Genomic DNA, 21,788 nt, shown 5'->3' on the forward strand with positions numbered 1-21,788 from the left:
AAGTATAGTAGGGTGTACCCTCTTTTTGATTCTCGCATTCTTGACTCCGAGTCTTGCACTGCGGATAGATCGGATGGAGGGGCGCGAGTTCGAGGAGTTTCTCGGAGAGGTTTTCGACCGGGCAGGCTATAAGGTGGAAGTGACGCAGGCATCCGGAGATTTCGGAGCAGATCTCTTGATCGAGGACGAATCCGGCTACAGAATCGCGGTCCAGGCAAAGCGCTACAACGGAAAAGTCGGTCTCGAGGCCGTCCAGCAGGTGGCTGCTGCCGTGCCGTTCTATGGGGTCGATGAAGGCTGGGTCGTGACGAATTCGGTCTACACGGAAGCTGCCTATCAACTGGCGGAACCGAATCGGGTCCGTTTGATCGCACGTGAGGAGCTGTTCGCTTTCGCGAAGGAAATTGGAGTCCGCTGAGTTTGTCGATTGATTGTCGACAAAAGGGGGTTGTCAATTTGATGAATCGGTGCAATAATCATTTTCGTTAACGAAATATCATAGAGATAAAGAACAGATAAATTATAAGAATGTCTAAATATACTGGGGACGAAACACCAGAACGTTTAAGCAGTGAGAGGAGAATTTTCGTTGCGCAAAGTTGTCTATGTACAGGGTTGCGTTTTTTCGCAGGGCCAGGCAGCGATCTATGATGAATCGCATCAAGTGATCGGTACGGTCCAGCACGAAGCGGATGGTCGTGTACAAGTAATGAATGGTCAAGGCAGAGGGGTCGCGTTTGGTAAGTTCATCCCGACTTGCAAGAAGTGGGTCGTCATGAACCATGATGGTCAAGAGGTAGGTCAGATGAAAGAGAAGTTTTCACTCTTCTCGAAGAAGTGCGAGTACAATGTCTATGAGCGTGGAACATACACGATCTCATTCGACCTAGCGAAAGGAAAGTTCTCCGTCCGCGGTTCGAACGGGGACGTCGTGGCGGAATTGATCCAGGACGGGGACGAGTACCGTCTCGTCAAGGACGCGGATAAGCTGTCGATGTATGAACTGCTGTCTGTCTTGAAGAGTTTGACGAACAGTGTGCTGAAGCCGCTCGCGGCTGTCTAAAGTGATTTGAGGGAGCCTCCCTGAGCGGAGGCTCCCTTTTTTCTGCTCATATGAGGGTTCTGTTGAAAAAAGCCGAGTATCCGTCTGCACCGACTTTCAGGAAGAAAGGGGGCATTTCGGATATTCGGCTTGTTCGCTTTCCGGCATGTCATTGATCGAGCATCTGATGCAGACGAACCTTCGCCTCGTGCGTCAGCTGCGAGATACGGCGTGCGTAGAGGCAGAGCTGCAACACTTGGACTGTCTCGGCCCGATAGGCATGGAGACGCTCCAGCGAGCGTTTAAGACGCTTCTCCGTCAATTCGATCGGACCGCTCGTGTCTGCATGCTGGGCATAGATGATATAGAAGTCGAGCGGACTGATCAGGTCGTCCTCGTCGATGTTCGGATTCTGGAAGACGATCGAGAGGATTTCACGCGTCTCCTCGAGTGAGAACAGGTGTTTCAAGTCGTCGAGGAGATAGATGATCGCTGCCTGATTGATCGAGTACTTCTTTCCACGACGCGGAACGCCGATGATGTCCCGTACCTCGCGCTTCGTCCAGTTCTGGATCGTCGTCGCCGACATATGCTCGCCGATCAGGACGTTCGCGAGATGGACGATCTCATTGATCGAGAGACCGTTCTTGGCAGCATCGAAATGCTGGAGGCGCTTGACGACCTTAGGCGTCTCCTCCCCGTCTGTGCCGAGTGCCATCGTACCTATTCCTTCGCCTTCCTTCAAACGAAGAAGGCAGTTGGACAGGGTTTGTACAGCTTGAGCATCGTACATGCGATTACTTCCTCTCTAGGACGTCATTTGAACTTATATTACCAAATCGGAGCGGGAACAAGCAAACGCCCGGAACAAAAGAAATCCCGAGCCGCCGGGACGGACTCGGGATTTCTTGAGGTCATGCGTGAAGGTGGAGGACATCCTCGACCGACTTATACGTGTAGCCGAGGTCGCGTGCGACGGCTTCGTAAGTGACGAATCCTTCTGCGACGTTCAGTCCCTTCTCGAGCGACGCGTTCTCGGCAAGCGCGCGGTGCGTGCCTTTGTTCGCCAGTTCGAGGACGTACGGGAGGGTCGCATTCGTGAGCGCAAGCGTTGACGTGCGCGGTACTGCGCCAGGCATGTTCGCGACGGCATAGTGGACGACACCGTACTTCTCGTATGTCGGTGCGTCGTGCGTCGAGATACGGTCGACCGTCTCGAAGATACCGCCCTGATCGATCGCGACGTCGACGATGACCGATCCTGGTGTCATCTGCTCGACCATCTCTTTCGTGACGAGCTTTGGAGCCTTTGCGCCCGGGATGAGCACGGCACCGATCACGAGATCGCTCTCCGCCACTGCTTCCGCGATCGTGTACGGGTTCGAGATGAGTGTGTTGATGCTGTTGCCGAAGATGTCGTCGAGTTGACGGAGACGCTCCGGACTGACGTCGATGATCGTCACGTCAGCGCCGAGGCCGACTGCGAGTTTCGCAGCGTTCGTCCCGACGACACCTCCGCCGATGACTGTCACTTTCGCGCGGCGGACGCCTGGTACGCCGGCAAGCAGGATTCCTTTTCCGCCATGCGGCTTCTCAAGGAATTGTGCGCCGATCTGGGACGCCATCCGACCTGCGACTTCACTCATCGGAGTGAGAAGCGGGAGCGTGCGGTTCTTCTCGACCGTCTCGTATGCGATCGCCGTGATCTTCGAATCGACGAGTGCGCGCGTCAACTCCGGCTCTGCTGCAAGGTGGAGGTACGTGAAGAGCGTCAGATCCTGACGGAAGTATTGATACTCGGAAGCGAGCGGCTCCTTTACTTTGAGCGCGAGCTCCGCTTGACCCCATACCTCTGCTGCTGTCCCGAGGATTTGAGCGCCTGCTTTCAAATACTCGCTGTCGGTGAAGCCGGACCCCATTCCGGCTGCCGTCTCGATCAATACCGTGTGACCTTTCGCCGTCAGTGCTGCTGCCCCTGCAGGTGTCAGTGCGACGCGGTTCTCATTGTTCTTGATTTCCTTTAGTACTCCGATGATCATGTTGCGATCCCCTTTCGCGAATAAACGTTTCTACCCTTTCAGTATACGAAAAATGAAAGCGTTTCACTTTATCGGCGAATTCAAAAATATCTTGTCTGATTTGTGACGAAACACAAAACAATCAGAGCGGATAACGCTCAGCCTTCAGATAGAGATAAAGGTGTGCCCGTTCCGGCAGCGACTCCATCCGGATGCCTGCCTCCTCCTCGATCCGGCGCATCCGGTAAAGGATCGTGTTCGGATGGACATGGAGATGGGCAGCGACCTGCTTGACGTTGCCGTCGAAGTGGAGGAACCATTCGAGCGTCTCGCAGAGCGATGCGTCATGACTCGTGTCGTAGGCCCGCAGCCGTTCGATTTCCTCGAGACGCACGGTCTTGCGGCGGATGCGTTCCGAGAACACGGGCAAGAGCTGGAAGAGTCCGAGCCGCTCGTAACGCGTGACCGGACCGAGTTCGAACGGATAGGCTTCCTTCAGGCGCAGGACGACCTCCGCCTCTTCGTATCTCTCCAGGACGGACAGGACGCCCGTGAACACCTCGCTGCTCGCGCAGACGAAGTCCGTATAATCGAACCGTTCGGCGAGGAGTTGGCGGAAGGATTGGATGAACGAGTCGAATTGGAGACGCTCCCCTTGTGCACCGTCCTCGTTTGTGCTGATCCACAAGATGAAATCCTGCCCGTCATAAGCATGAAGAAGCGGACGAACGGTCTGCTGGATCGTCAACAAATACCGGAGACGATCCGCGAGCCGCGGCGTGATCGCCTCCTTGAAACGGATGAGCAGCAGGCGGCTGATCCCGGGTGGGGCGATGTGGAGCTCCGAGAACATGCGAAGGATGTCAGCTTCGGCCATCTCCTCGTGGAGCAGTTCCCAAAAGAACTGCTCACTCTTCTCCTCCTGGCGTTTCTTCTGCATATCGAGCGCAAGCAACTGGCGCTGCGCGAGCATCGCCCCTTTTTTCAGAAGGGCGAGCTCTTCGGCGGTGAAGGGTGTGGCCCGGGCGATCGACCAGATATAGCCGAGCACATCACCGTCCTGCTTGATCGCGATGGCGACCCGGTCGTTCAGTCCGACGTCCGTCCGGGCCGAGATGACGAGCGGCTCGTCCTGTTCGGCCAGGCTCTGAATGACCTCGCCGCGCCAAAGTTGATCGATGACGGATTCAGGGACGCGTCGTCCGATGATCGTCGCGATCCGCGCCGGATCGGTATCGATCGTATGCGTACTGTACGCGAGCAGGCGATGGGCCCGGTCTTCGATCGTGATCGGGGCGTTCAGGGCGCTCCCGATTGCTTCGGCAAGCTCATCGAGTGAGTGATAGGTGGCATTCAACATAGTAGTATCTCCTTCTAGTACGAGGCTTATACGTTTACTATACTCCTGTTTGTGAAAAATCACAAAAAGATTTCCAAGCTATTGTACCTGTTCACAATATTGTGTTACTGTGAGCGGCATACACAGAAAAGAGAGAGAAAGAGGCGAAGAGTTGTATGGAGGCATTGCGAATCATTTCAGGATGGATTTGGGGAATACCGAGCATGGTGTTGCTCGTCGGGACAGGGCTCTATTTCACGATCCGGATGCGTGGATTGCAGTTCCGAAGGCTCGGGCAGGCGTTCCGGCTCGCGTTCAGGAAGACGGAGAACGGAGACGGGGAGATCGGCAGCTTCCAGATGCTGATGACGTCGCTCGCTGCGACGATCGGGAACGGGAACATCGCCGGGATCGCCGTCGCACTTACGATGGGAGGACCGGGAGCGGTCTTCTGGATGTGGGTGATCGGCCTCGTCGGTATGGCGACGAAATATGCGGAGAGCCTGCTGGCCGTCCTCTATCGCCGCAAAAGCGACAAAGGTGAGATGGTCAGCGGTCCGATGTACTACATAGAACACGGACTTGGGAAGGCGTTCAAACCGCTTGCACTCGCGTTCGGCCTGTTCGGCCTGATCGCCTCGTTCGGTGTCGGGAACACGATCCAGGCGAACGCGATGTCGACCGTGCTCGAGAAGACGTTCGGCATCCCGCTGCTCGGGTTCGGCATCGTCCTTGCGATCGCCGTCTACTTCTCGATTCGTGGCGGTCTCGAACGGATCAGCACGATCTCAACGATTTTCGTGCCGATCATGAGCGTCTTCTATATCGTCGCTTCGCTGATCGTCCTTGCCCTCAAGGCGGATATGATCCTGCCGGCACTCGGTCTGATCTTCAGCTATGCGTTCCAGCCGCTTGCGCCGGCCGGGGCGTTCACGGGTGTCGCTGTCATGACGGCGCTCCAGGTCGGGGTCGCACGCGGAATTTTCACGAACGAGGCGGGTCTCGGGACGGCTGCGCTCGTCGCGGGATCAGCAAAGACGGAACGACCGGTCGAGCAAGGATTGATCTCGATGACGAGTACGTTCATCGTCACGCTCGTCGTCTGTACGATGACGGCGCTCGTCCTCTTGACGACAGGGTTCTGGGATCCGACTGGCGGTGCGATCTCTGGCGTCGCGCATGACGCCTCGATGTCCGGCGCGGCACTGACGTCAGCAGCGTTCGGCAGCGTGCTCGGAGGGACAGGGGAATGGGTCGTCGCCTTCTCGGTCTTCTTTTTCGGCTATTCGACGATCATCGGGTGGTACGTCTACGGGGAGAAGTGTCTCGAGTACATGGCGGGAACGACGCGGCTTAACTTCGCCTACCAGCTCATCTTCTCAGCCGCCGCCTGTTATGGAGCCGTCGCGAATCTCGATGCGCTTTGGCTCGTCGCTGACATCGCGAACGGCTTGATGATGATCCCGAACCTGATCGGGATGCTGTTGCTCTCGAAGATCGTCATCGATCATACGAAGCGCTACGAAATCGGGCGTCCGCTCAAAGAAACGGCATGAACGAACGACAGGCTCTCCTCCCGCGACGGGAAGAGAGCCTGTTTCAGGTCGCGCGCTTGAATCCGCGGACGACGAGCATGATCAAGAAGACGGCACTCAATCCGATCAACAGGATGAGCGAGGCCGTATTGAACGAGAGAACCTCGAGCAAAACGCTCGTCGCCACGGTCAGATAGAAGATACCGAGGTACTTCTTGACGAAGGACTGCTTGAAGTGAGTCAGTTGCTTCGCCCCGATCGGCGCACCGAGGAGTGCTCCGAGAATCAGCATGGCTCCGACGAGGAGGTCGACATCCGTGTTCGCCGCCGAATAGTTGACGAGACCTGACACGACGATCAGAAGCGCTGAGGCGATGCTCGTTCCGACTGCCCGTTTCAGCTCGTATCCGGCGAGGCTGACGAGGAGAGGCGTGATGATGAATCCTCCGCTGACACCGAGCAGCGAGGAGACGAAGCCGGCGAAGATGCCCGTGAAGGCGAGGGCGACATATCGATTCTTCATCCCCTTCGTATCATCGCTCTTCTGGCCGGGCCTTAGGAACTTCCATGCGAAGTAGAGCAGCAGACCCATATAGACGATCGAGATGACGAGGTGGGCGCCGTTCGCAGCCTCGAGGCGAAGGACGATCGGCGTGGCGATCGTCGAGCCGATGATGCCGACACCCCCGACGATGAGACTGTCCTTCCAGACGACGTTCTTCAGGCGAAGATGGGAGAGCGTCCCGGAAACGGTCGAACCGAGCGTCAGCATGAGGCTCGTCGCGATAGCGATGCTCGGTGAGAAGCCGAGGATCAGCAAAAGTGGGGTCAGGATGATCCCGCCGCCGATTCCAAAGAAGCCTGAAATGATGCCGATGAAGAATCCGAGCGGTAAGAAGTAGTAGAAGTCCATGATCCAGTTCCTTTCCTGCTGTTTGCTTCCTTTAGTATGCCGACTTCACGCACACAAGTAAAACAAGAAGGAACGGGAGCGGCGCCTTCAAGGGGGTTGAAGGCGCCGCTAGGGGGATTATTCTTTTGACGCGGCGGCTTCCGTCGCTGCATCGATGCCGGTGTTGGCCTTGACGAGAATCCGTTCGAAGTTACCGGCGACTTCGTCCGATTTAGTAAGATACGTCCCGATGATTGCCCCAAGGAAGCCAAGTGGAATCGAGACGATCCCCGGATTCGCGAGTGGGAAGAGGGCTTCCCCGACGAATACGGCTGAACCGTCGACTGCCCAAAGGTTCGGGCTGAGTGCGACGAGGATCAGTGAAGACAGTAGACCGACCAGCATTCCGAAGACGGCTCCGCCAGTATTGAAACGGCGCCAGAAAATCGTGAACAGAATGACCGGGAGGTTTGCGCTCGCTGCGACCGCGAAGGCGAGCGAGACGAGGAAGGCGACGTTCATCGACTGGGCGAAGAGCGCGAGTGCCATCGACAGCAGCGCCACGACGACCGATGCGATTCGTGCCGCAGTCATCTGTTCGCGTTCCGTCGCAGTTCCTTTGCGCAGGATATGACCGTAGAAGTCATGCGCGAAGGCTGATGCCGCTGACAGGACGAGTCCCGCCACGACGGCGAGGATCGTCGCGAAGGCGACGGCTGCGACGAAAGCGAACAGCAAGTCTCCGCCAAGTGCCTGCGCGAGAAGCGGCGCTGCCATGTTGCCGGCTGCGTTCGCTGCGATGATCTTATCCGAACCGACGAATGCCGCGGCACCGAAGCCGAGGAAGATTGTCAGGATGTAGAAGGCGCCGATGATCCAAGTGGCGATGACGACGGACTGGCGGGCAGTCGGTGCATCCTTGACCGTGAAGAAACGGATCAGGATATGTGGAAGACCTGCCGTACCGAGGACGAGCGCCAGGTTGAGCGAGATCGTATCGAGCGGGAGCTTGAACTTGTTGCCCGGGTTCAGGAAATCTGCTCCGAGCGGTGTCGCCGTGCTGACCTCAGAGAACATCTTCATGACCGAGAAATCGAACTTCGCGAACACGAGGAAGGAGATGACAGCAGTGCCGGCCATCAAGAGGACGGCTTTCGTGATCTGGACCCACGATGTCGCCGTCATGCCGCCGAAGACGACATAGACCGTCATCAGGATCCCGACGACGATGACGCTCGTCGTATACGGGATGCCGAGCAGGAGTTCAATCAAGGCACCGGCTCCGACGAGCTGGGCGATCATGTAGAAGATCGAGATGACGATCGAGTTGAGTGCGGCGACGCCGCGGACACGTGGTTTGTTGAAGCGTGCCGCGATCATGTCAGCCATCGTGTATTTCCCGAGGTTACGGAGCGGCTCCGCGACGAGGTACAGGACGACGAGATAGGCGACGAGGAAACCGATCGAGTAGAAGAACCCGTCGAATCCTGCGAGCGCGATCATCCCGGCGATTCCGAGGAACGATGCGGCCGACATGTAGTCGCCGGCGATCGCGAGACCGTTCTGCGTCCCCGTCAGACCGCCGTCTGCCGTATAGAAATCACTTGCCGTCTTCGTCTTGCGGGCAGCGAAGTATGTAATGACAAGCGTCAATCCGACGATTGCCGCAAAAAGTGCTACAGCAGTATAGTTCATCGTGTCTCCTCCTTGATACGCTCGACCAGCTCGTCGAAGCGTTTCGCGCGTTTGCTGTAAAGGATGCAAAACGTCCACGTCATGATGAATTGAGCGAATGCGAACATCCAGGCCCAGGAGACGTCGCCGACCGCCTTCTCATTGAGGAAGGTCGCATAGCTCGTCAGAATCGGCAGAGTGAAGTAGAAGATCATGGAAAAAAGGATGGCGGGCAGGATGAAGCCGTTCTTTTGGCGCATCAACTGATGAAAGGCAGGACTTGCTACGATTTCCTCGGCAGATTTCGTAGAGGTCGATCGGACCGTGTTCGCTACATCATGCATCGAGTTACCTCCTAAAATGAAATGAATTTAGATTCATTATAGAAAGAACACGATTGGAAAAGCTATCCTAATTTTTATGACCTGATACCAAATATTATACTGATATTGGTCATACCAATTTATTGTAAGCGTTTTCAATAGTGACAAACATGTGAACGATATATTAAAATAATTAATTGGCTAAAAAAAAGTTCTAAAGACCTAGTACTGATCTAAAGAAAAAACGCTTCATTCCGAAGCGTTCTTCTCGATTTCATCTGCGACATGCCGCAGGTTCTCGTTGCGTTTGACGAGCGCGCGACGTTTGATGAATTCCTCGAGTCCGCGGCTGATTCCCCAGAGGGCGCCGAGCAGCATGAGGAGGAAGAGCAAACGGACAGGTTTTTCGAGGAACGAGTCCCACTGATTGCCGATCGATGAGAAGATCAAGACGACGATCAGCTTGCCGATGCCTGCCGCGATCACGTATGTTCGGATCGGCAGCTGGATCAGTGCCGTTATCGACGTGATGACGAAGGCCGGCATGAACGGAAGCGAGAACAAAAAACCGAGCGAGATCGGACTCATATGACGGACCCGTTCGATCCACGTTTGAGCGGTCTGGTGTTTCGCAAGCCAGCGCGTCATCGGACGGCGGAACAGGTATCTGATACAGACGAACAGGAAGATCGAACCGAGCATACTTCCGATCCAGGAGACGAGGACACCCATCCAGAATCCGTAGGTCGCGGCGTTCGCCGAGATGATCAGGACGAGCGGCAGGAACGGGAAAATCGATTCGAGGAACGGCGCAGCGAGCCCGGCCCACGGCCCCCCCGGTATGCCTTGAAGAAACAGGATCATCTGCTCGATCCAGTGGCGTAAAGTCTGGAGCATGCCAAATCCCCTTTCAAAAAATTCTCTAGCTTCAGTGTAACTCTTTCCGTAGGAAAAAGGGGGACTTTCGCTCGTCTGCCTTCCTCGAATTCGCGATTGTGAAACGCGTGCGCTCTTGGTATCATATCTAAATGGGTGCGTTTTGCAGGCGTTCCCAAGCTGAATTAGCTACGACGCTTCGTTCGCCAACGTTCGTTTTCCTGCAAAAAACTGACATGGGGGCCAATGAGGATTATGAAACCTTATCGCGTATTACTGTTTTACAAGTATGTACCAATCGAAAATGCGGAACAATTGACGAAGGAGCATCTTGCGTACTGCAAGGAGCTCGGAATCAAGGGCCGCATCCTGATCGCTCCGGAAGGCATCAACGGGACGCTTTCAGGGACGGTCGAACAGACGGAACAATACATGAAGGATCTGACAGCTGACGAGCGCTTCCGCGACATCGAGTTCAAAATCGATGAAGTGGACGAGCACGCCTTCAAGAAGATGTTCGTCCGTTACAAGAAGGAGCTCGTCACGTGGCGTTTCGAAGAGGACTACAACGTCCCGCAAGACCACGCGGCGTACCTCGAACCGGCTGAATGGAAAGAAATGATGAATCGTGACGACGTCGTCATCCTCGACGTCCGCAACAACTACGAGTACGACCTCGGGCATTTCAAGAACGCCGTCAAGGTCGATGTCGAAGCATCACGCTACTTCCCGGAATGGCTCGACGAGAACGAGCATCTCTTCGAAGGGAAGAAGGTCCTGACATATTGCACGGGCGGCGTCCGCTGCGAGAAGTTCACGGCCTATTTCCGTAAACGCCAAAACAGCGACGATATCTTCCACCTGAAGGGCGGCGTCGTCATGTATGGCAAGGACGAGGCGACGAAGGGCGAGGACTGGGAAGGTGAATTGTATGTGTTCGACGAGCGCATCCAAGTACCTGTCAACACGGTCAACCCGACGGTCGTATCGGAATGCTACTACTGCGGCAAGCACGAGACGAGATATGTTAATTGTGCGAATCCCGAATGTAACCGCCAGCACTTCTGCTGTGAGGAATGCGAACCGAAAGTTCAGCGTTCTTGTTCGGATGAATGCCGCGAGCATCCACGGAACCGTTATGTGAAGGAGAAAAACGAAGAATTGGTCGGATGAGCACAGACAGGCAGCCTCGCTGAGGCCGCCTGTTTTTTTTGTTCAATCATAGGAAGGACTCTTCGCGAACAGGTAGCGAAGCACGTCAGGCATGCGTTCGGCCCAGGCCGTCTCATGGTGGATCGCCTCGGGGACGATCCGGTACTCGAATTGAGACACTTTCTTCGCGACGGCTTTCGAGATGATTTCGTTCGTATGCAGGTAGTCGTTCTCGTTCATCGGGCCGGACACCTCTTTCGTCCCGACGTCCATGTAGCAACGGTGGAAGCGCGAGAGCGGCGGGCTGTCCTCGATCAGGCGCAGGAGCGAGGCGAAGTTCGCCCAACCGGCCGTCGAGAGGGCTGCGACGCGCTGGACCTTGTCCGGGTAAGTGAACAGGGTATAGAGGGAGATGACGCCGCCCATCGAGCTGCCGATCATCGTCGTGTCGTCCGGGAAGGTCGCGTAACGCGCATCGATGAGCGGTTTCAAGTCTTCGATCAGCCACTTGGCATACGCTCCGCCTTTTCCGCCGACGGATTTGCGCTGTGACGGATAGGCGGTCCGCATGACGAGGGCGCCGTCCGACCAGGGGGCATATTCGTCGTAGCGGTCGAGCGGGTCGTCCGGGCTGTCGATTGCTACGACCATCGCATCGAGGCCGATCCGGTGGAGCGCGCGATGGACTTCCCATCCGGTCCCGAACGAGGCTGTCTCTCCGCTGAACACATTTTGTCCGTCATGCATGTAGATGACAGGAAGCGGACGGGCATCGTCGACGTCGGTCGGCCGGAAGACGCGGACGATTCGTTCCTTCTGTTCGGACGGGACGTGGAGATGGAGTTCCGTGATCGACATGGCACCCATCCTTTCTGGAGTGGAGGATTTTTGCTTCATTCCTTCTTTACCCTCAAATGCGTATTTTCGGCAAAGGCAGAGACAGATATTTAGGTTGAGACTTGCAGGACGATTGCGTATAATGGGTAAGATATAATATGAGTCTATGATGAAGAGAGTAGAGATTTCGGAAGTCCGAACAAGCGAGTCGGGGACGGTGCGAGCCCGGTGGACGAGAATTCTTGAAACGCACTTCGGAGACGCTGTCCGACGTCAAGGAGGCACAGCCGGGGGACCCCCGTTATCCCCGTCAAGGTGGGCGCACAGGTGAAGCGCCAAGAAGAGTGGTACCGCGGTCAACCCGTCTCTTTGCGTATAGGCAAAGGGCGTTTTTTATTTGTCAAAATTTTCATCCTTGGAGGGATACGATATGAGTTACAAACAGCAATATGCGGAGATCTTGCACGGCGTCATCGGCGAGGAACTTACACTTGAGCAAATCGAACAGTTGATCGAGCAACCGAAACACGAAGATCACGGCGATCTCGCCTTCCCGTGCTTCATGCTCGCGAAGGCATTCCGGAAGGCACCGGTCATGATCGCGTCAGACCTTGCGGAGAAGCTTGAGAACCCGCTCTTCTCGAAGGTCCAGGCAGCTGGTCCGTACGTGAACGTCTTCCTGAACCGCTCCGTCGTCTCGCGTGAGATCGTCGGCGAGGTACTCGCGAAGGGCGGCGAATTCGGAACGAGCGAAGCGAACGGCAAGACGATCGTGACCGACTTCTCGTCCCCGAACATCGCGAAGCCTTTCTCGATGGGACATTTGCGCTCGACGGTGATCGGGAACGCGCTCAACCAGATTTCACGTAAAAAGGGATACGACGTCGTCGGCATCAATCACCTCGGCGACTGGGGGACACAGTTCGGCAAGCTGATGGTCGCCTACAAGATGTGGGGCGAGGAAGAGGCGGTCCGGGCGCATCCGATCGAGGAGCTGCTCAAGCTGTACGTCCGTTTCCATGAGGAAGCGGAAACGAACCCGTCACTCGAGGACGAAGGACGTGCCTGGTTCAAGAAGCTCGAACAAGGCGACGCGGAAGCGACAGAACTCTGGACATGGTTCCGTGAGGTCTCGCTCGTCGAGTTCCAGCGCGTCTACGATTTGCTCGGCGTCCAGTTCGACAGCCTGAACGGGGAAGCGTTCTACAATGACAAGATGCAGCACGTCGTCGACCTGCTCGAGGAGAAGAATCTGCTCATCGAGTCGGAAGGTGCGATGGTCGTCGACCTCGAGGTAGAAGGCATGCCGCCTTGCCTGATCAAGAAGAAGGACGGCGCGACGCTCTATGCGACGCGTGACCTTGCGGCAGCGGTCTACCGTCACGAGACATATCACTTCGAGCAGGCGTTCTACGTCGTCGGCGGCGAGCAGGCGCTCCACTTCAAGCAACTCTTCGCCGTCTTGAAGAAGCTCGGATTCGATCATGTCGACGGGATGCACCACGTCCCGTTCGGCCTGATCATGAAGGACGGCAAGAAGATGTCGACGCGTAAAGGCCGAATCGTCCTGCTTGAAGAGGTCCTCAAGGAAGCGATCGACGTCGCGAAGCAGAACATCGCCGAGAAGAACCCGAACCTCGCGAACGCGGAGCAGACGGCTCGCCAGGTCGGCGTCGGCGCCGTCATCTTCCATGACTTGAAGAACGAGCGGATGAACAACATCGAGTTCGACCTCGAACAGATGCTGAAGTTCGAAGGGGAGACGGGCCCTTACGTGCAGTACACGAACGCCCGCGCGAACTCGCTCCTGCGCAAAGGGAACTATGACGGTTCCGCCTTCGAAGGAAACGACGACGATTACACATGGGGTGTCGTCTCGATGCTCAACCAGTTCCCGGTCGTCATCGACCGTGCGTTCGCACGCCGCGAGCCGTCGATCATCAGCCGCTACGTCCTCGACCTCGCGCAGAGCTTCAATAAGTACTACGGCCAAGTCCGTGTGCTCGAGGAGGACGCAGGCAAGCAGTCGCGCCTCGCGCTCGTCAAGTCGGTCACGGTCGTCCTGACGGAAGGTCTCCGTCTGCTCGGCGTCGGCGCTCCGGAAGAAATGTAAGCCAAATTCAAAGAAACCAATGAGGTAACAAGATGAATGAAACGATGAACGACCGCTTGACAGCGGCAATCGATACAGCACGAAGCAATGAATCAGCAGCAGGGAAGGCGCACGTCTCCTCCCTTCATGAGAAGGCATCGGCCTGGTTGCCGGGCGATCCGGTCGACTTCCTGCTCGACTTCGCACTCGGGGAAGGAGCGGATGCCGTCGCTCTGCTCGAGACGGACGCCGTGACGGAAGATAATTTCGTCTTCTACATGAAAAAGAAGCAGACGAAGAAGAAGCTCGCGGATCTGCTCAAGCTCTGGAAACAAGAACCGTCCGAGGAGCGTCTCGCCGCGATCGACGCCATCGGCCTGAAGAAATGGCTCGCGCGCGTCGACTTCCGCGAAGGTTCGAAGCCGTGGGATCTGTTGAACCGCCTCCACGTCATGCTGTTCATCTCAGACATGACCACGCTCGTCGACGACAAGCAGCTGACTGAGCTCTACAAGGCACTGATTGCTAGCGAACAGACACCGACGAGCTTCGTCCGGCGCCAAGTCGCGGTCCGTCAGGCCATCGATTCCGAAATCGCGGAACGCGAACTCGAACTCGATCCGTTTGCCCAGGCTTCGATCGCACGTTTCATCTGAAGGACGAATAAGGCAAGTCCCATTCACGGGGCTTGCCTTATTTTGCTTTTCGGAAAGTGATCGTCCGTCTTTCTGGATCGTAGAGTAGCCATTCCCGCTCGAAGACGACGGGTCCGACGTTGACGGCATAGTGCTTCTTGAGTGAGATCGGCAAGTCGAGCGGTGCCTCGAGTTTCTTTCCTTTCCGGTAGAGGCCGCGCATATGGCTGTGGCCGAAGAACAGGATCGGCGCGTCGTAACGCGACGTGTCCGGATACCAGTCATATCCCCACTCGAGTTCGTCCCCGTGGATCAACAGAGCGTCCCCGATCCGCTTCTCGCGCGGGAAGAGGCGAAGGCGGTCAAGATAAGGCGACGCACCGGGCGGGACGATCGAGAGGATCCGCTCCTCCTGGTTGCCGAGGAGTGAAGGGAAGGTCAGGAGCGCGAGGAAGTCCGGATCGAGTGTGACGATACGCTCGAGCTCGTCGAAGGCGTATCTCCGGGCACGCTTCTTTCCGATATGGCATTCATGGAGATCGCCAAGTCCGACGATCTCCGCGTCCGGAGCGATTTCCTTGATGTTTTTCAACACGGCGAGCGTGTCCGCATAGGAACTGTGCAGGTCGGCCAGCAATGCGTATCGCATCTCGATTCCCCCCTTTCTTTTCCTATACCCCGCAGGCTGCAGGAAGAGACAATGGATCGTTTCTGGATGCGAAAAGAGACCGCATGGGCGGTCTCTTCCGGATTAACGATAGTTGATGAACTGGACGTCGACGGACAGCGGGAGTTCCCGGATGATCTGCATCACTTGCTGGAGATCGTCACGCGACTTGCCGGTGACGCGGATCTGGTCGTCCTGGATCTGTGATTTCACCTTCAGCTTCGACTCCTTGATCGCGTTGTTGATCTTCTTCGCGTCATCCTTATCGATGCCGCTCTTCAAGATGACACGCTGGCGGACCGTGTTGCCGGCCGCCTGCTCGATCTTCTGATAATCGAGGTTCTTCGTCGGGACCGCGCGCTTGATCAGCTTCGCCGTCAGGACGTCCTTGACCTGGTCGAGCTTGAACTCGTCATCCGAGATGAGGATCAAGTCGTCCTTCTCGAGCTTCATGTCGCTCTTCGATCCCTTGAAGTCGAACCGGTTCGTGATTTCCTTCAAGGCGACCTGGACGGCGTTCTTCACTTCCTCGAGGTTGATCTGTGAGACGACGTCGAATGAATTATCCTTTGCTGCCATGTGTATCTCTCCTTTCGATTCCACCTTCCATTCTAATAGGGAAGGCGATGAGCGTCCACTACTCTGAAATTTGGTATAATATATCGTATGAATTGAAAGGGGTGCATGGCTTTGAAACAGACGGCTGACATGTTGACGCTCTCGCCGCAGGAAATCGATGAGCGGTATACATATACGGGGACGGATTTAGGTGTGACATTCACGGAGACGACGATCCGGTTGCGGCTTTGGGCGCCGACGGCAGAACGGGTCATCGTTCGTCTTTTCCGGACGCTCAAGGCGCGGAAGGTCGAGGAGTTCGAGATGCGTTCAAGCGAGCAGGGGACATGGGTGACGGAAGTCGACCGGATTCCGTATGAAGGCTACTTCTACACGTTTCAAGCCATGATCGGCGGAGCGAAGGTCGAAGCAGTCGATCCTTACGCGAAAGCGGTCGGTACGAACGGAAGACGAGGAGCGCTGATCGATCCTTCAGCGATCAATCCGGACCGCTGGGTCATGGAGCGTCCGCTGTTCCATTCCTCACAGGATGCGGTCATCTACGAACTGCACGTCCGGGACGCGACGAGCCATCCGGCGAGCGGCGTCAAGGCGAGAGGGACGTTCCTCGGCCTGACAGAGGCGGGGACACAGACGGAGACGGGGATGCCGACAGGACTCGACTATCTCGCGGACCTTGGTGTCACACACGTCCAGCTCTTGCCGATCTATGACTACGCCACGGTGAACGAATCGAATCCCGGGGAAGAGAGCAACTACAACTGGGGTTATGATCCCCAGAACTATTTCGCTCCGGAAGGCTCATACTCTTCGAACCCGGATGATCCATCGGTGCGGATCCGTGAACTCAAGACGCTGATCCAGGCGCTGCACGACCGGGGGATCCGCGTCATCATGGACGTCGTCTTCAACCATACGTTCGACGCGGAGAAGATGCCGCTCGGCCAGTTCGTACCCGGCTACTTCTATCGCCAGAACGCGGACGGAACGCTTTCGAACGGCAGTTTCTGCGGAAACGACACGGCTTCGGAACGGGCGATGATGCGGAAGTTCATCGTCGACTGCACGACGTACTGGGCGCGCGAATATCATCTCGACGGCTTCCGCTTCGATCTGATGGGGGTGCACGACGTCGAGACGATGAACCAGGTCCGGAGTGCGCTCGACCGGGTCGACCCGTCGATCCTCCTCATCGGGGAAGGATGGGACATGGATACGCCGCTTCCGCTCGACGAGAAGGCGAACTACCATAATGCGACGAAGATGCCGCGCATCGCGCACTTCAACAATGGCATCCGGGACGGCATCAAGGGGGATGTCCAGGAAGCGGAGGACCGCGGATATGTCGGCGGCGCGTTCGAACGGACGAGTGAGGTCAAGCGGGGAATCGCAGGAAACGTCTCGTCGCAAGGATTCGCCGATGAACCGAACCAGGTCGTCACATATTGCGAGGCCCATGACGATCTGACGACGTGGGACAAGCTTGCGGTGACGAATCCGGACGATACGGAAGAAATGCGGAAGAAGCGCCAGATGCTCGCGACGGCGATCGTCCTGACGAGCCAGGGCATCCCGTTCCTTCATGCAGGACAGGAGTTCTTCCGGACGAAGAACGGGAACAGGAACACCTTCAATGCGGGTGAGGCAATCAACCGGCTCGACTATGAGCGGGCCGATGAGAACAGGGGAGCAGTCGCCTATGTCAAAGGCCTGATCGCGCTTCGCCGACAGTACCCGATGTTCCGGCTCGAGAACGCGGCGCTGATCAAGAAACATCTTCGTTTCCTCGAAGAGGAGGAAGGCGTCATCGCCTACGAGTTGAAGCGGACGTACGAAGGGTATATTGAGCGTCAGCGCGTCTACCACAACGCGACGGAGGAGGACATCACTGTCACACTCCCGCACGGCGACTTCGAGGCGCTCGTCGAGGAGAACGTCGTCAAGCTCCATGCGCCGCGTCTCGTCGAAGGACGCGAGCTCACCGTTCCGGCACTCTCGACGACGGTCATCGCGGAGCGGAGACCGGACTATAAGAAATACGCGGTCGCAGGAGGCACGGCGATGGCGATCCTCGGATTGCTCTACGCAGCGAACAAGCGTCGGAAGAATAAGAAATGAGCGAATTGGAAGCAGACGAATGTTTGCTTCCTTTTTTTGTTTGTTTCAAAGGGGTGGTGGCGGGAAAACCTTTCTCATGTTAGGCTTTGATATTCAGAAAGGTGAGGTACTCTTTATGTTTGGTTTTAATGATCTATGGAAGTTCTTCTTTTCGTTCTTCTTGATACTCCCAGTCGTGACGCTCATCCATGAGATGGGACACTACTTCTTCACCCGCATCTTCGGCGGACGGATGGAAATCAACATCGGGACGGGTAAGCCCCTGATGAAGGTCGGACCCTTCCGGCTGAACCGGATCTATTTCTGGGACGGCTGGTGTGAATATGAATCGCTTCGCGTCGAGAACAGATTGACGAACATCCTCGTCTACGCGGGTGGATCGATTTTCAATCTGATGGGCATCCTGCTGGTCAATGCGCTGATCTATGCCGGAGTGTTCGAGGCGAGCATCTTCACGTATCAGTTCGCCTATTTCTCGTTCTATTTCGTCTTCTTCTCGCTGTTCCCGATCGATCACCCGAACGGTTATCCGAGCGACGGCAAGGCGATCTTGAACGTCCTGCGAGAAGGGGAATCCGAGAGAAATCCGCAAGATTGATAAAAAAAGACACCTCCTCAAGAGATGTCGTTCAAGGCGATGGCCATTCGGTCCATCGCTTTTATTTTTCGTTTTTTTCGTCTTGCTCCTTCTCTTTCTCAAGCTCGACGAGTTTCTGGATGAGAATGTGGCGCGGCATATGCATCAGCTGCTCGAGCGGAACGTTCAGGCGTTTCGACAGCTCGACGGCGGTGTCGGCGGAGATTTGCAAAGGTCCCATCGTGATCCCTCCTTTTTTCTTTCAGTATACAGGAGGCGTACGCAGAGCGCATCGACGGTGGCGGAAGTTTGAAAGACTTGTTACCGTAGGGGGTAGGAAGTGATGCATATGTATGATTCGATCCGGGAGCTGATCCTGCATGAATCGGTCGTGCGTTTCGAACGAATCGGCCAGTCCCTTTTGCTGTTCGCGGAGGGTCGCGGCTTTCTCGCGTGCGACACGGATTTGAATATAAAGTGGGAGACAGCCTGTGATGCTGAGCCTTTCGCAATCTATACCGATGAAGAACGTGCCGTCTTGCTGTTCGACGGCGGAGACTACGGTCTGCTCGATCTCAGGACGGGCGGATTGACGCGCGGAAGACGGTCGTCCCCGTTCGCGGACGCCTGGTTCTGCCAGCTGTATCGATTCGAAGGGGACCGCCTCTTTCTCTATTCGGCTGAGACGGACATCGCAGTCCTCGACCTCACAACAGGAGACTTCAGTTATGCAGACTACGGACAATCACCTGAGTTCGGCCGGCTGATCGAACGGGCGTACGATGAACATCTCGTCTTCGAGCGCTTCATTGCCCCTTCGACGGTCGTCTCCTATGATCCGGAACGTTCCGGTTATGCCGTTTTCGAACTGGGACAGCCCGAGCGCTTCATTTCGTTCCCTGAATACCGTGAGACGCTACTCGTCGATCTGTACGGGAGTGCGATGACCGTCGTCGATGAGAAGACATTCCACCTGTTCGAGGGCGGGGCGCCGGTTTTCCGCTTCGATGGTTGTGCGACGTCCGTTCTGCTAAAGGCCGCTCTTCTCGACGACAAAGGACGGCGAGTCATGATCTTGTCGGAATCCCCGACATTCCAAACGACTTGGATCCAGCTGTTCGAGGCTGTCTGAATCCCCTGTTTCCATGGAAGCAGGGGATTTTTCGCGCCGGGTCGAATGTTTCAGAAACAGAAGAAGATAGAGGAGGGGAACATCGTGGAACGATTCGCGAAAGGTGTCGTTCGTTTTCGGGCCGTGATCCTCGGCATGTGGCTCATCGCCCTCGTCGTGCTCGGTTATTTCGCCTTGCAGCTGCCGGACGAATTGCGCGGGAACGGATTCTCGAGGGACGGGGAGTACCAGGCAGTCGAGGAAGTGCTCAAACAGGATTTCGGACAGGATGCCTTCCAGATCATCGTCCTGTTCGAAGGTGCGGACGCGGACGTCAAGGCGGCGATTGACAAGAACGTCACGGCACTCGGGTCCGTGACGGAAGGAAAGGTGATCGGTCCGGCTCAGAACCCGGAAGCCCTCAAGGACGGGAAGGGCTATGTGCTCGTCGGAGTACCGAGCGAGGATAAAGTCCACCAGGAAGCTGTTCGCGAGGCGATCATCGGACAGGATGGCGTCTCGATCCGCTTGACGGGTGAGCCGATCATCGTCGAGGACTTGAATGAGGCATCTAAGAATGACCTGATCCGGGCTGAGTTGATCGGGATCCCGGCCGCGCTTCTCGTCCTGTTGCTCGTATTTGGGACACCCCTCGCGGCTATCATGCCGCTCGTGATGGGATTGATCACATTCGTCTTCGGCGCAGGGGTGCTCTATTTCGTCACGTTCGGCACGGATTTGTCGATTTTCGTCCTGAACGCCGTCGCGATGATTTCGCTCGCTCTCGGGATCGATTTCTCGCTTCTCTACGTCAACCGCTTCCGCGAGGAGCAGGCGAACGGTCGCGACGTCCTTGCGGCGGCTGCCGTCTCGATCGCGACGGCAGGGCGTTCGATCCTTTTCTCGGGATTGTGCGTATTCGTCGGGCTCGCTGGGCTCCTGTTCATCGATGTCGACGTCTTCCAGGCCGTCGCGCTCGGGACGCTCGTCTCGGTCCTTGGAGCAGTGCTCGGGGCCTTGACGCTCCTGCCTGCCTTGTTGTCCTATACCGGCCGCGCGCTCGACCGTTTCCGCATCTTCCGTTTCTCGGAAGAACGTGGCGAGACGAGATGGCGTGCGCTCGCCCGCTTCGTCATGAAACGTCCGGTCGCCTTGACCGTCTTGTCGCTCGCCCTGTTGCTCCCTTGTCTGCTTCCGTTGCGCGACCTTGAGCTGAACATCCCGCAGGCGAGCGCGTTGCCGGACGATTATCCGTCGCGCCTCGCATTCGAGTCGTTCGATGAGACGTTCGGTGACGACGGGACGGACGCGCTCGTCCTGCTGAGCGGGGATTTCGGGACACGTGAGGGCCTCGAAGAACTCGAACGGACGGCTGACGCGTTCAAGGAGACCGAGGAAGTGCGTGACGTGACAACTGCGCTGTCAGCGACATCGCTGACGCCGGAACAGTTCGAGCAGGCGCTCCGGTTGAACGGAGAGCTCGAGTCGCAAGTGTCGTCCCTGCTCGCTTTGAATGACGGGGAGGAGGATAAGGCGCTTCTCAACGTCCAGCTGTCCGGGAAACCGGGAGACGAAAGTGCGCAGGACTGGGTGAGGCAACAACGGGACGCAGGTTTCGTCGTCGGCGGACCGGCAGCCTTCAATCAGGAGATCTACGACGAAATCTACGCAAAGATGCCGCTCGCGGTCGGAGTCGTCGTGCTCGCGACGTTCTTGATCCTGATGTGGGCGTTCCGTTCCATCCTCATTCCGATCAAGGCGATCTTGATGAATATTCTGAGCCTCGGCGCGACATTCGGCCTGCTCGTCATCCTCTTCGAATCCGGCTGGGTCCTCCCTGCCGAGACGATCGGCATCTTGACGCCTGTCTTCATCTTCTCGCTCGTCTTCGGACTCTCGATGGACTATGAGGTGTTCCTCGTCTCACGGATGGAGGAATATTATGATGCGACCGGGGATAACGACATCGCGACGGAGATGGGGCTTGCGAAGACGAGCAAGATCATCACGTCCGCCGCGCTCATCATGATCGTCGTCACCGGATCGTTCGCCTTCACCGGCGTCAGTCCGATCAAGCAGCTCGGCGTCGGGATCGCGCTCGCCATCTTCATCGACGCGACGATCGTCCGGATGCTTCTCGTGCCGGCGCTGATGAAGCTGTTCGGCGACTGGAACTGGTGGTGGCCGGGAGGTCGTCCGAAGAAAAAGTCCTATCACTGAAAACGGGCTTTACAACCGGCCGAGGATTTCGTATAGTGAGGGCGAAGTCAAAATCTTGTATATAGGAAGGATGCATCTTGATGAGTGGGGTCGTATCTGCG

The 21,788-nt window shown here is 56.6% G+C and carries 21 protein-coding genes and 1 other annotated feature; of the genes, 10 read left to right on the plus strand and 11 right to left on the minus strand.

Features of this window, described 5'->3' with window-relative positions; all coding sequences use genetic code 11:
• The first annotated feature begins 25 nt into the window (after positions 1-25).
• Together DFG60_RS11910 and DFG60_RS11915 are read left to right on the plus strand one after the other, a co-directional pair.
• The gene (locus DFG60_RS11910; protein ID WP_232818705.1) at positions 26-418 is read left to right on the plus strand and encodes a restriction endonuclease; all 393 of its coding nucleotides are present in this window, start codon (positions 26-28) and stop codon (positions 416-418) included.
• Between the two features lie 171 nt (positions 419-589).
• The gene (locus tag DFG60_RS11915) at positions 590-1,063 is read left to right on the plus strand and encodes a hypothetical protein (protein ID WP_114572003.1); all 474 of its coding nucleotides are present in this window, start codon (positions 590-592) and stop codon (positions 1,061-1,063) included.
• Between the two features lie 148 nt (positions 1,064-1,211).
• Here DFG60_RS11915 and DFG60_RS11920 read toward each other — a convergent pair whose 3' ends face one another.
• The 3 genes from DFG60_RS11920 to DFG60_RS11930 form a co-directional block, all read right to left on the minus strand.
• Complete coding sequence (locus DFG60_RS11920; RefSeq protein ID WP_232818706.1) at positions 1,212-1,760, minus strand: DUF1836 domain-containing protein; 549 nt, start codon at positions 1,758-1,760, stop codon at positions 1,212-1,214.
• Positions 1,761-1,956: 196 nt separating this feature from the next.
• Positions 1,957-3,081, minus strand: a complete 1,125-nt coding sequence (ald, locus tag DFG60_RS11925; RefSeq protein WP_114572005.1) for an alanine dehydrogenase — start codon at positions 3,079-3,081, stop codon at positions 1,957-1,959.
• A gap of 121 nt (positions 3,082-3,202) precedes the next feature.
• Entirely contained in the window at positions 3,203-4,420 is a 1,218-nt protein-coding gene (locus DFG60_RS11930; RefSeq protein WP_114572006.1) for a PucR family transcriptional regulator, read from the minus strand.
• Positions 4,421-4,575: 155 nt separating this feature from the next.
• Here DFG60_RS11930 and DFG60_RS11935 point away from each other — a divergent pair, with 155 nt between their 5' ends.
• The gene (locus tag DFG60_RS11935) at positions 4,576-5,955 is read left to right on the plus strand and encodes an alanine/glycine:cation symporter family protein (protein ID WP_114572007.1); all 1,380 of its coding nucleotides are present in this window, start codon (positions 4,576-4,578) and stop codon (positions 5,953-5,955) included.
• Positions 5,956-5,998: 43 nt separating this feature from the next.
• On the opposite strand, the gene DFG60_RS11940 is transcribed toward DFG60_RS11935, so the two are convergent.
• The 4 genes from DFG60_RS11940 to DFG60_RS11955 all read right to left on the minus strand — a co-directional run bounded on the left by DFG60_RS11940 (position 5,999) and on the right by DFG60_RS11955 (position 9,720).
• Complete coding sequence (locus DFG60_RS11940; RefSeq protein ID WP_114572008.1) at positions 5,999-6,847, minus strand: sulfite exporter TauE/SafE family protein; 849 nt, start codon at positions 6,845-6,847, stop codon at positions 5,999-6,001.
• Between the two features lie 117 nt (positions 6,848-6,964).
• Positions 6,965-8,521, minus strand: coding sequence for a solute symporter family protein (locus DFG60_RS11945; RefSeq protein ID WP_114572009.1), 1,557 nt, complete (start codon positions 8,519-8,521; stop codon positions 6,965-6,967).
• Positions 8,518-8,844, minus strand: coding sequence for a DUF485 domain-containing protein (locus DFG60_RS11950; protein ID WP_114572010.1), 327 nt, complete (start codon positions 8,842-8,844; stop codon positions 8,518-8,520). The genes DFG60_RS11945 and DFG60_RS11950 overlap by 4 nt, the downstream gene beginning before the upstream one ends.
• A gap of 228 nt (positions 8,845-9,072) precedes the next feature.
• Complete coding sequence (locus DFG60_RS11955) at positions 9,073-9,720, minus strand: TVP38/TMEM64 family protein (RefSeq protein WP_114572011.1); 648 nt, start codon at positions 9,718-9,720, stop codon at positions 9,073-9,075.
• A 234-nt stretch (positions 9,721-9,954) separates the two neighbouring features.
• On the opposite strand from DFG60_RS11955, the gene trhO reads away from it, so the two are divergent.
• A complete protein-coding gene (trhO, locus tag DFG60_RS11960) occupies positions 9,955-10,872 on the plus strand; it encodes an oxygen-dependent tRNA uridine(34) hydroxylase TrhO (protein WP_114572012.1) in 918 nt (305 codons plus the stop codon).
• Between the two features lie 42 nt (positions 10,873-10,914).
• Here trhO and DFG60_RS11965 read toward each other — a convergent pair whose 3' ends face one another.
• A complete protein-coding gene (locus DFG60_RS11965; protein WP_114572013.1) occupies positions 10,915-11,709 on the minus strand; it encodes an alpha/beta hydrolase in 795 nt (264 codons plus the stop codon).
• Between the two features lie 136 nt (positions 11,710-11,845).
• Positions 11,846-12,060 (plus strand) — a binding site (T-box leader).
• 58 nt (positions 12,061-12,118) lie between these two features.
• Here DFG60_RS11965 and argS point away from each other — a divergent pair.
• Both argS and DFG60_RS11975 read left to right on the plus strand, forming a co-directional pair.
• A complete protein-coding gene (argS, locus tag DFG60_RS11970) occupies positions 12,119-13,801 on the plus strand; it encodes an arginine--tRNA ligase (protein ID WP_114572014.1) in 1,683 nt (560 codons plus the stop codon).
• A gap of 32 nt (positions 13,802-13,833) precedes the next feature.
• Entirely contained in the window at positions 13,834-14,436 is a 603-nt protein-coding gene (locus DFG60_RS11975) for a hypothetical protein (RefSeq protein WP_114572015.1), read from the plus strand.
• 37 nt (positions 14,437-14,473) lie between these two features.
• On the opposite strand, the gene DFG60_RS11980 is transcribed toward DFG60_RS11975, so the two are convergent.
• Together DFG60_RS11980 and DFG60_RS11985 are read right to left on the minus strand one after the other, a co-directional pair.
• Positions 14,474-15,064: a metallophosphoesterase family protein gene (locus DFG60_RS11980; RefSeq protein WP_114572016.1), complete on the minus strand. Its 591-nt coding sequence runs from the start codon at positions 15,062-15,064 to the stop codon at positions 14,474-14,476.
• A gap of 102 nt (positions 15,065-15,166) precedes the next feature.
• On the minus strand, positions 15,167-15,661 hold the full coding sequence (locus DFG60_RS11985) for a YajQ family cyclic di-GMP-binding protein (RefSeq protein ID WP_114572017.1): 495 nt from the start codon (positions 15,659-15,661) through the stop codon (positions 15,167-15,169).
• 105 nt (positions 15,662-15,766) lie between these two features.
• Between DFG60_RS11985 and pulA the strand changes: the two genes are divergently transcribed.
• Both pulA and DFG60_RS11995 read left to right on the plus strand, forming a co-directional pair.
• The gene (pulA, locus tag DFG60_RS11990; RefSeq protein ID WP_114572018.1) at positions 15,767-17,779 is read left to right on the plus strand and encodes a type I pullulanase; all 2,013 of its coding nucleotides are present in this window, start codon (positions 15,767-15,769) and stop codon (positions 17,777-17,779) included.
• A 115-nt stretch (positions 17,780-17,894) separates the two neighbouring features.
• Positions 17,895-18,377 carry a site-2 protease family protein gene (locus DFG60_RS11995; RefSeq protein ID WP_114572019.1) on the plus strand — a complete coding sequence of 161 codons (483 nt, stop codon included), beginning with the start codon at positions 17,895-17,897 and terminating at the stop codon, positions 18,375-18,377.
• Positions 18,378-18,438: 61 nt separating this feature from the next.
• Here DFG60_RS11995 and DFG60_RS12000 read toward each other — a convergent pair whose 3' ends face one another.
• Positions 18,439-18,597: a YycC family protein gene (locus DFG60_RS12000; RefSeq protein WP_114572020.1), complete on the minus strand. Its 159-nt coding sequence runs from the start codon at positions 18,595-18,597 to the stop codon at positions 18,439-18,441.
• Between the two features lie 102 nt (positions 18,598-18,699).
• Here DFG60_RS12000 and DFG60_RS12005 point away from each other — a divergent pair, with 102 nt between their 5' ends.
• Together DFG60_RS12005 and DFG60_RS12010 are read left to right on the plus strand one after the other, a co-directional pair.
• A complete protein-coding gene (locus DFG60_RS12005) occupies positions 18,700-19,488 on the plus strand; it encodes a hypothetical protein (protein ID WP_157964545.1) in 789 nt (262 codons plus the stop codon).
• An 84-nt stretch (positions 19,489-19,572) separates the two neighbouring features.
• Entirely contained in the window at positions 19,573-21,687 is a 2,115-nt protein-coding gene (locus DFG60_RS12010; protein WP_114572065.1) for an MMPL family transporter, read from the plus strand.
• Positions 21,688-21,788 lie beyond the last annotated feature (101 nt).

Origin of the sequence: Exiguobacterium flavidum (genome assembly GCF_003344535.1) — a bacterium.
In the GTDB taxonomy this organism is placed as follows: domain Bacteria; phylum Bacillota; class Bacilli; order Exiguobacteriales; family Exiguobacteriaceae; genus Exiguobacterium_A; species Exiguobacterium_A flavidum.

Bases quoted from the DNA above. Each gene is read 5' to 3' on its own strand.
- pulA (WP_114572018.1), top strand. From the start codon at position 15,767: ATGGCTTTGAAACAGACGGCTGACATGTTGACGCTCTCGCCGCAGGAA.
- DFG60_RS11985 (WP_114572017.1), bottom strand. From the start codon at position 15,661: ATGGCAGCAAAGGATAATTCATTCGACGTCGTCTCACAGATCAACCTC.
- ald (WP_114572005.1), bottom strand. From the start codon at position 3,081: ATGATCATCGGAGTACTAAAGGAAATCAAGAACAATGAGAACCGCGTC.
- DFG60_RS12000 (WP_114572020.1), bottom strand. From the start codon at position 18,597: ATGGGACCTTTGCAAATCTCCGCCGACACCGCCGTCGAGCTGTCGAAA.
- DFG60_RS11930 (WP_114572006.1), bottom strand. From the start codon at position 4,420: ATGTTGAATGCCACCTATCACTCACTCGATGAGCTTGCCGAAGCAATC.
- DFG60_RS11980 (WP_114572016.1), bottom strand. From the start codon at position 15,064: ATGCGATACGCATTGCTGGCCGACCTGCACAGTTCCTATGCGGACACG.
- DFG60_RS12005 (WP_157964545.1), top strand. From the start codon at position 18,700: ATGCATATGTATGATTCGATCCGGGAGCTGATCCTGCATGAATCGGTC.
- DFG60_RS11950 (WP_114572010.1), bottom strand. From the start codon at position 8,844: ATGCATGATGTAGCGAACACGGTCCGATCGACCTCTACGAAATCTGCC.
- DFG60_RS11995 (WP_114572019.1), top strand. From the start codon at position 17,895: ATGTTTGGTTTTAATGATCTATGGAAGTTCTTCTTTTCGTTCTTCTTG.
- DFG60_RS11935 (WP_114572007.1), top strand. From the start codon at position 4,576: ATGGAGGCATTGCGAATCATTTCAGGATGGATTTGGGGAATACCGAGC.
- DFG60_RS11940 (WP_114572008.1), bottom strand. From the start codon at position 6,847: ATGGACTTCTACTACTTCTTACCGCTCGGATTCTTCATCGGCATCATT.
- trhO (WP_114572012.1), top strand. From the start codon at position 9,955: ATGAAACCTTATCGCGTATTACTGTTTTACAAGTATGTACCAATCGAA.
- DFG60_RS11975 (WP_114572015.1), top strand. From the start codon at position 13,834: ATGAATGAAACGATGAACGACCGCTTGACAGCGGCAATCGATACAGCA.
- DFG60_RS11945 (WP_114572009.1), bottom strand. From the start codon at position 8,521: ATGAACTATACTGCTGTAGCACTTTTTGCGGCAATCGTCGGATTGACG.
- DFG60_RS11965 (WP_114572013.1), bottom strand. From the start codon at position 11,709: ATGTCGATCACGGAACTCCATCTCCACGTCCCGTCCGAACAGAAGGAA.
- DFG60_RS11920 (WP_232818706.1), bottom strand. From the start codon at position 1,760: ATGGCACTCGGCACAGACGGGGAGGAGACGCCTAAGGTCGTCAAGCGC.
- argS (WP_114572014.1), top strand. From the start codon at position 12,119: ATGAGTTACAAACAGCAATATGCGGAGATCTTGCACGGCGTCATCGGC.
- DFG60_RS11955 (WP_114572011.1), bottom strand. From the start codon at position 9,720: ATGCTCCAGACTTTACGCCACTGGATCGAGCAGATGATCCTGTTTCTT.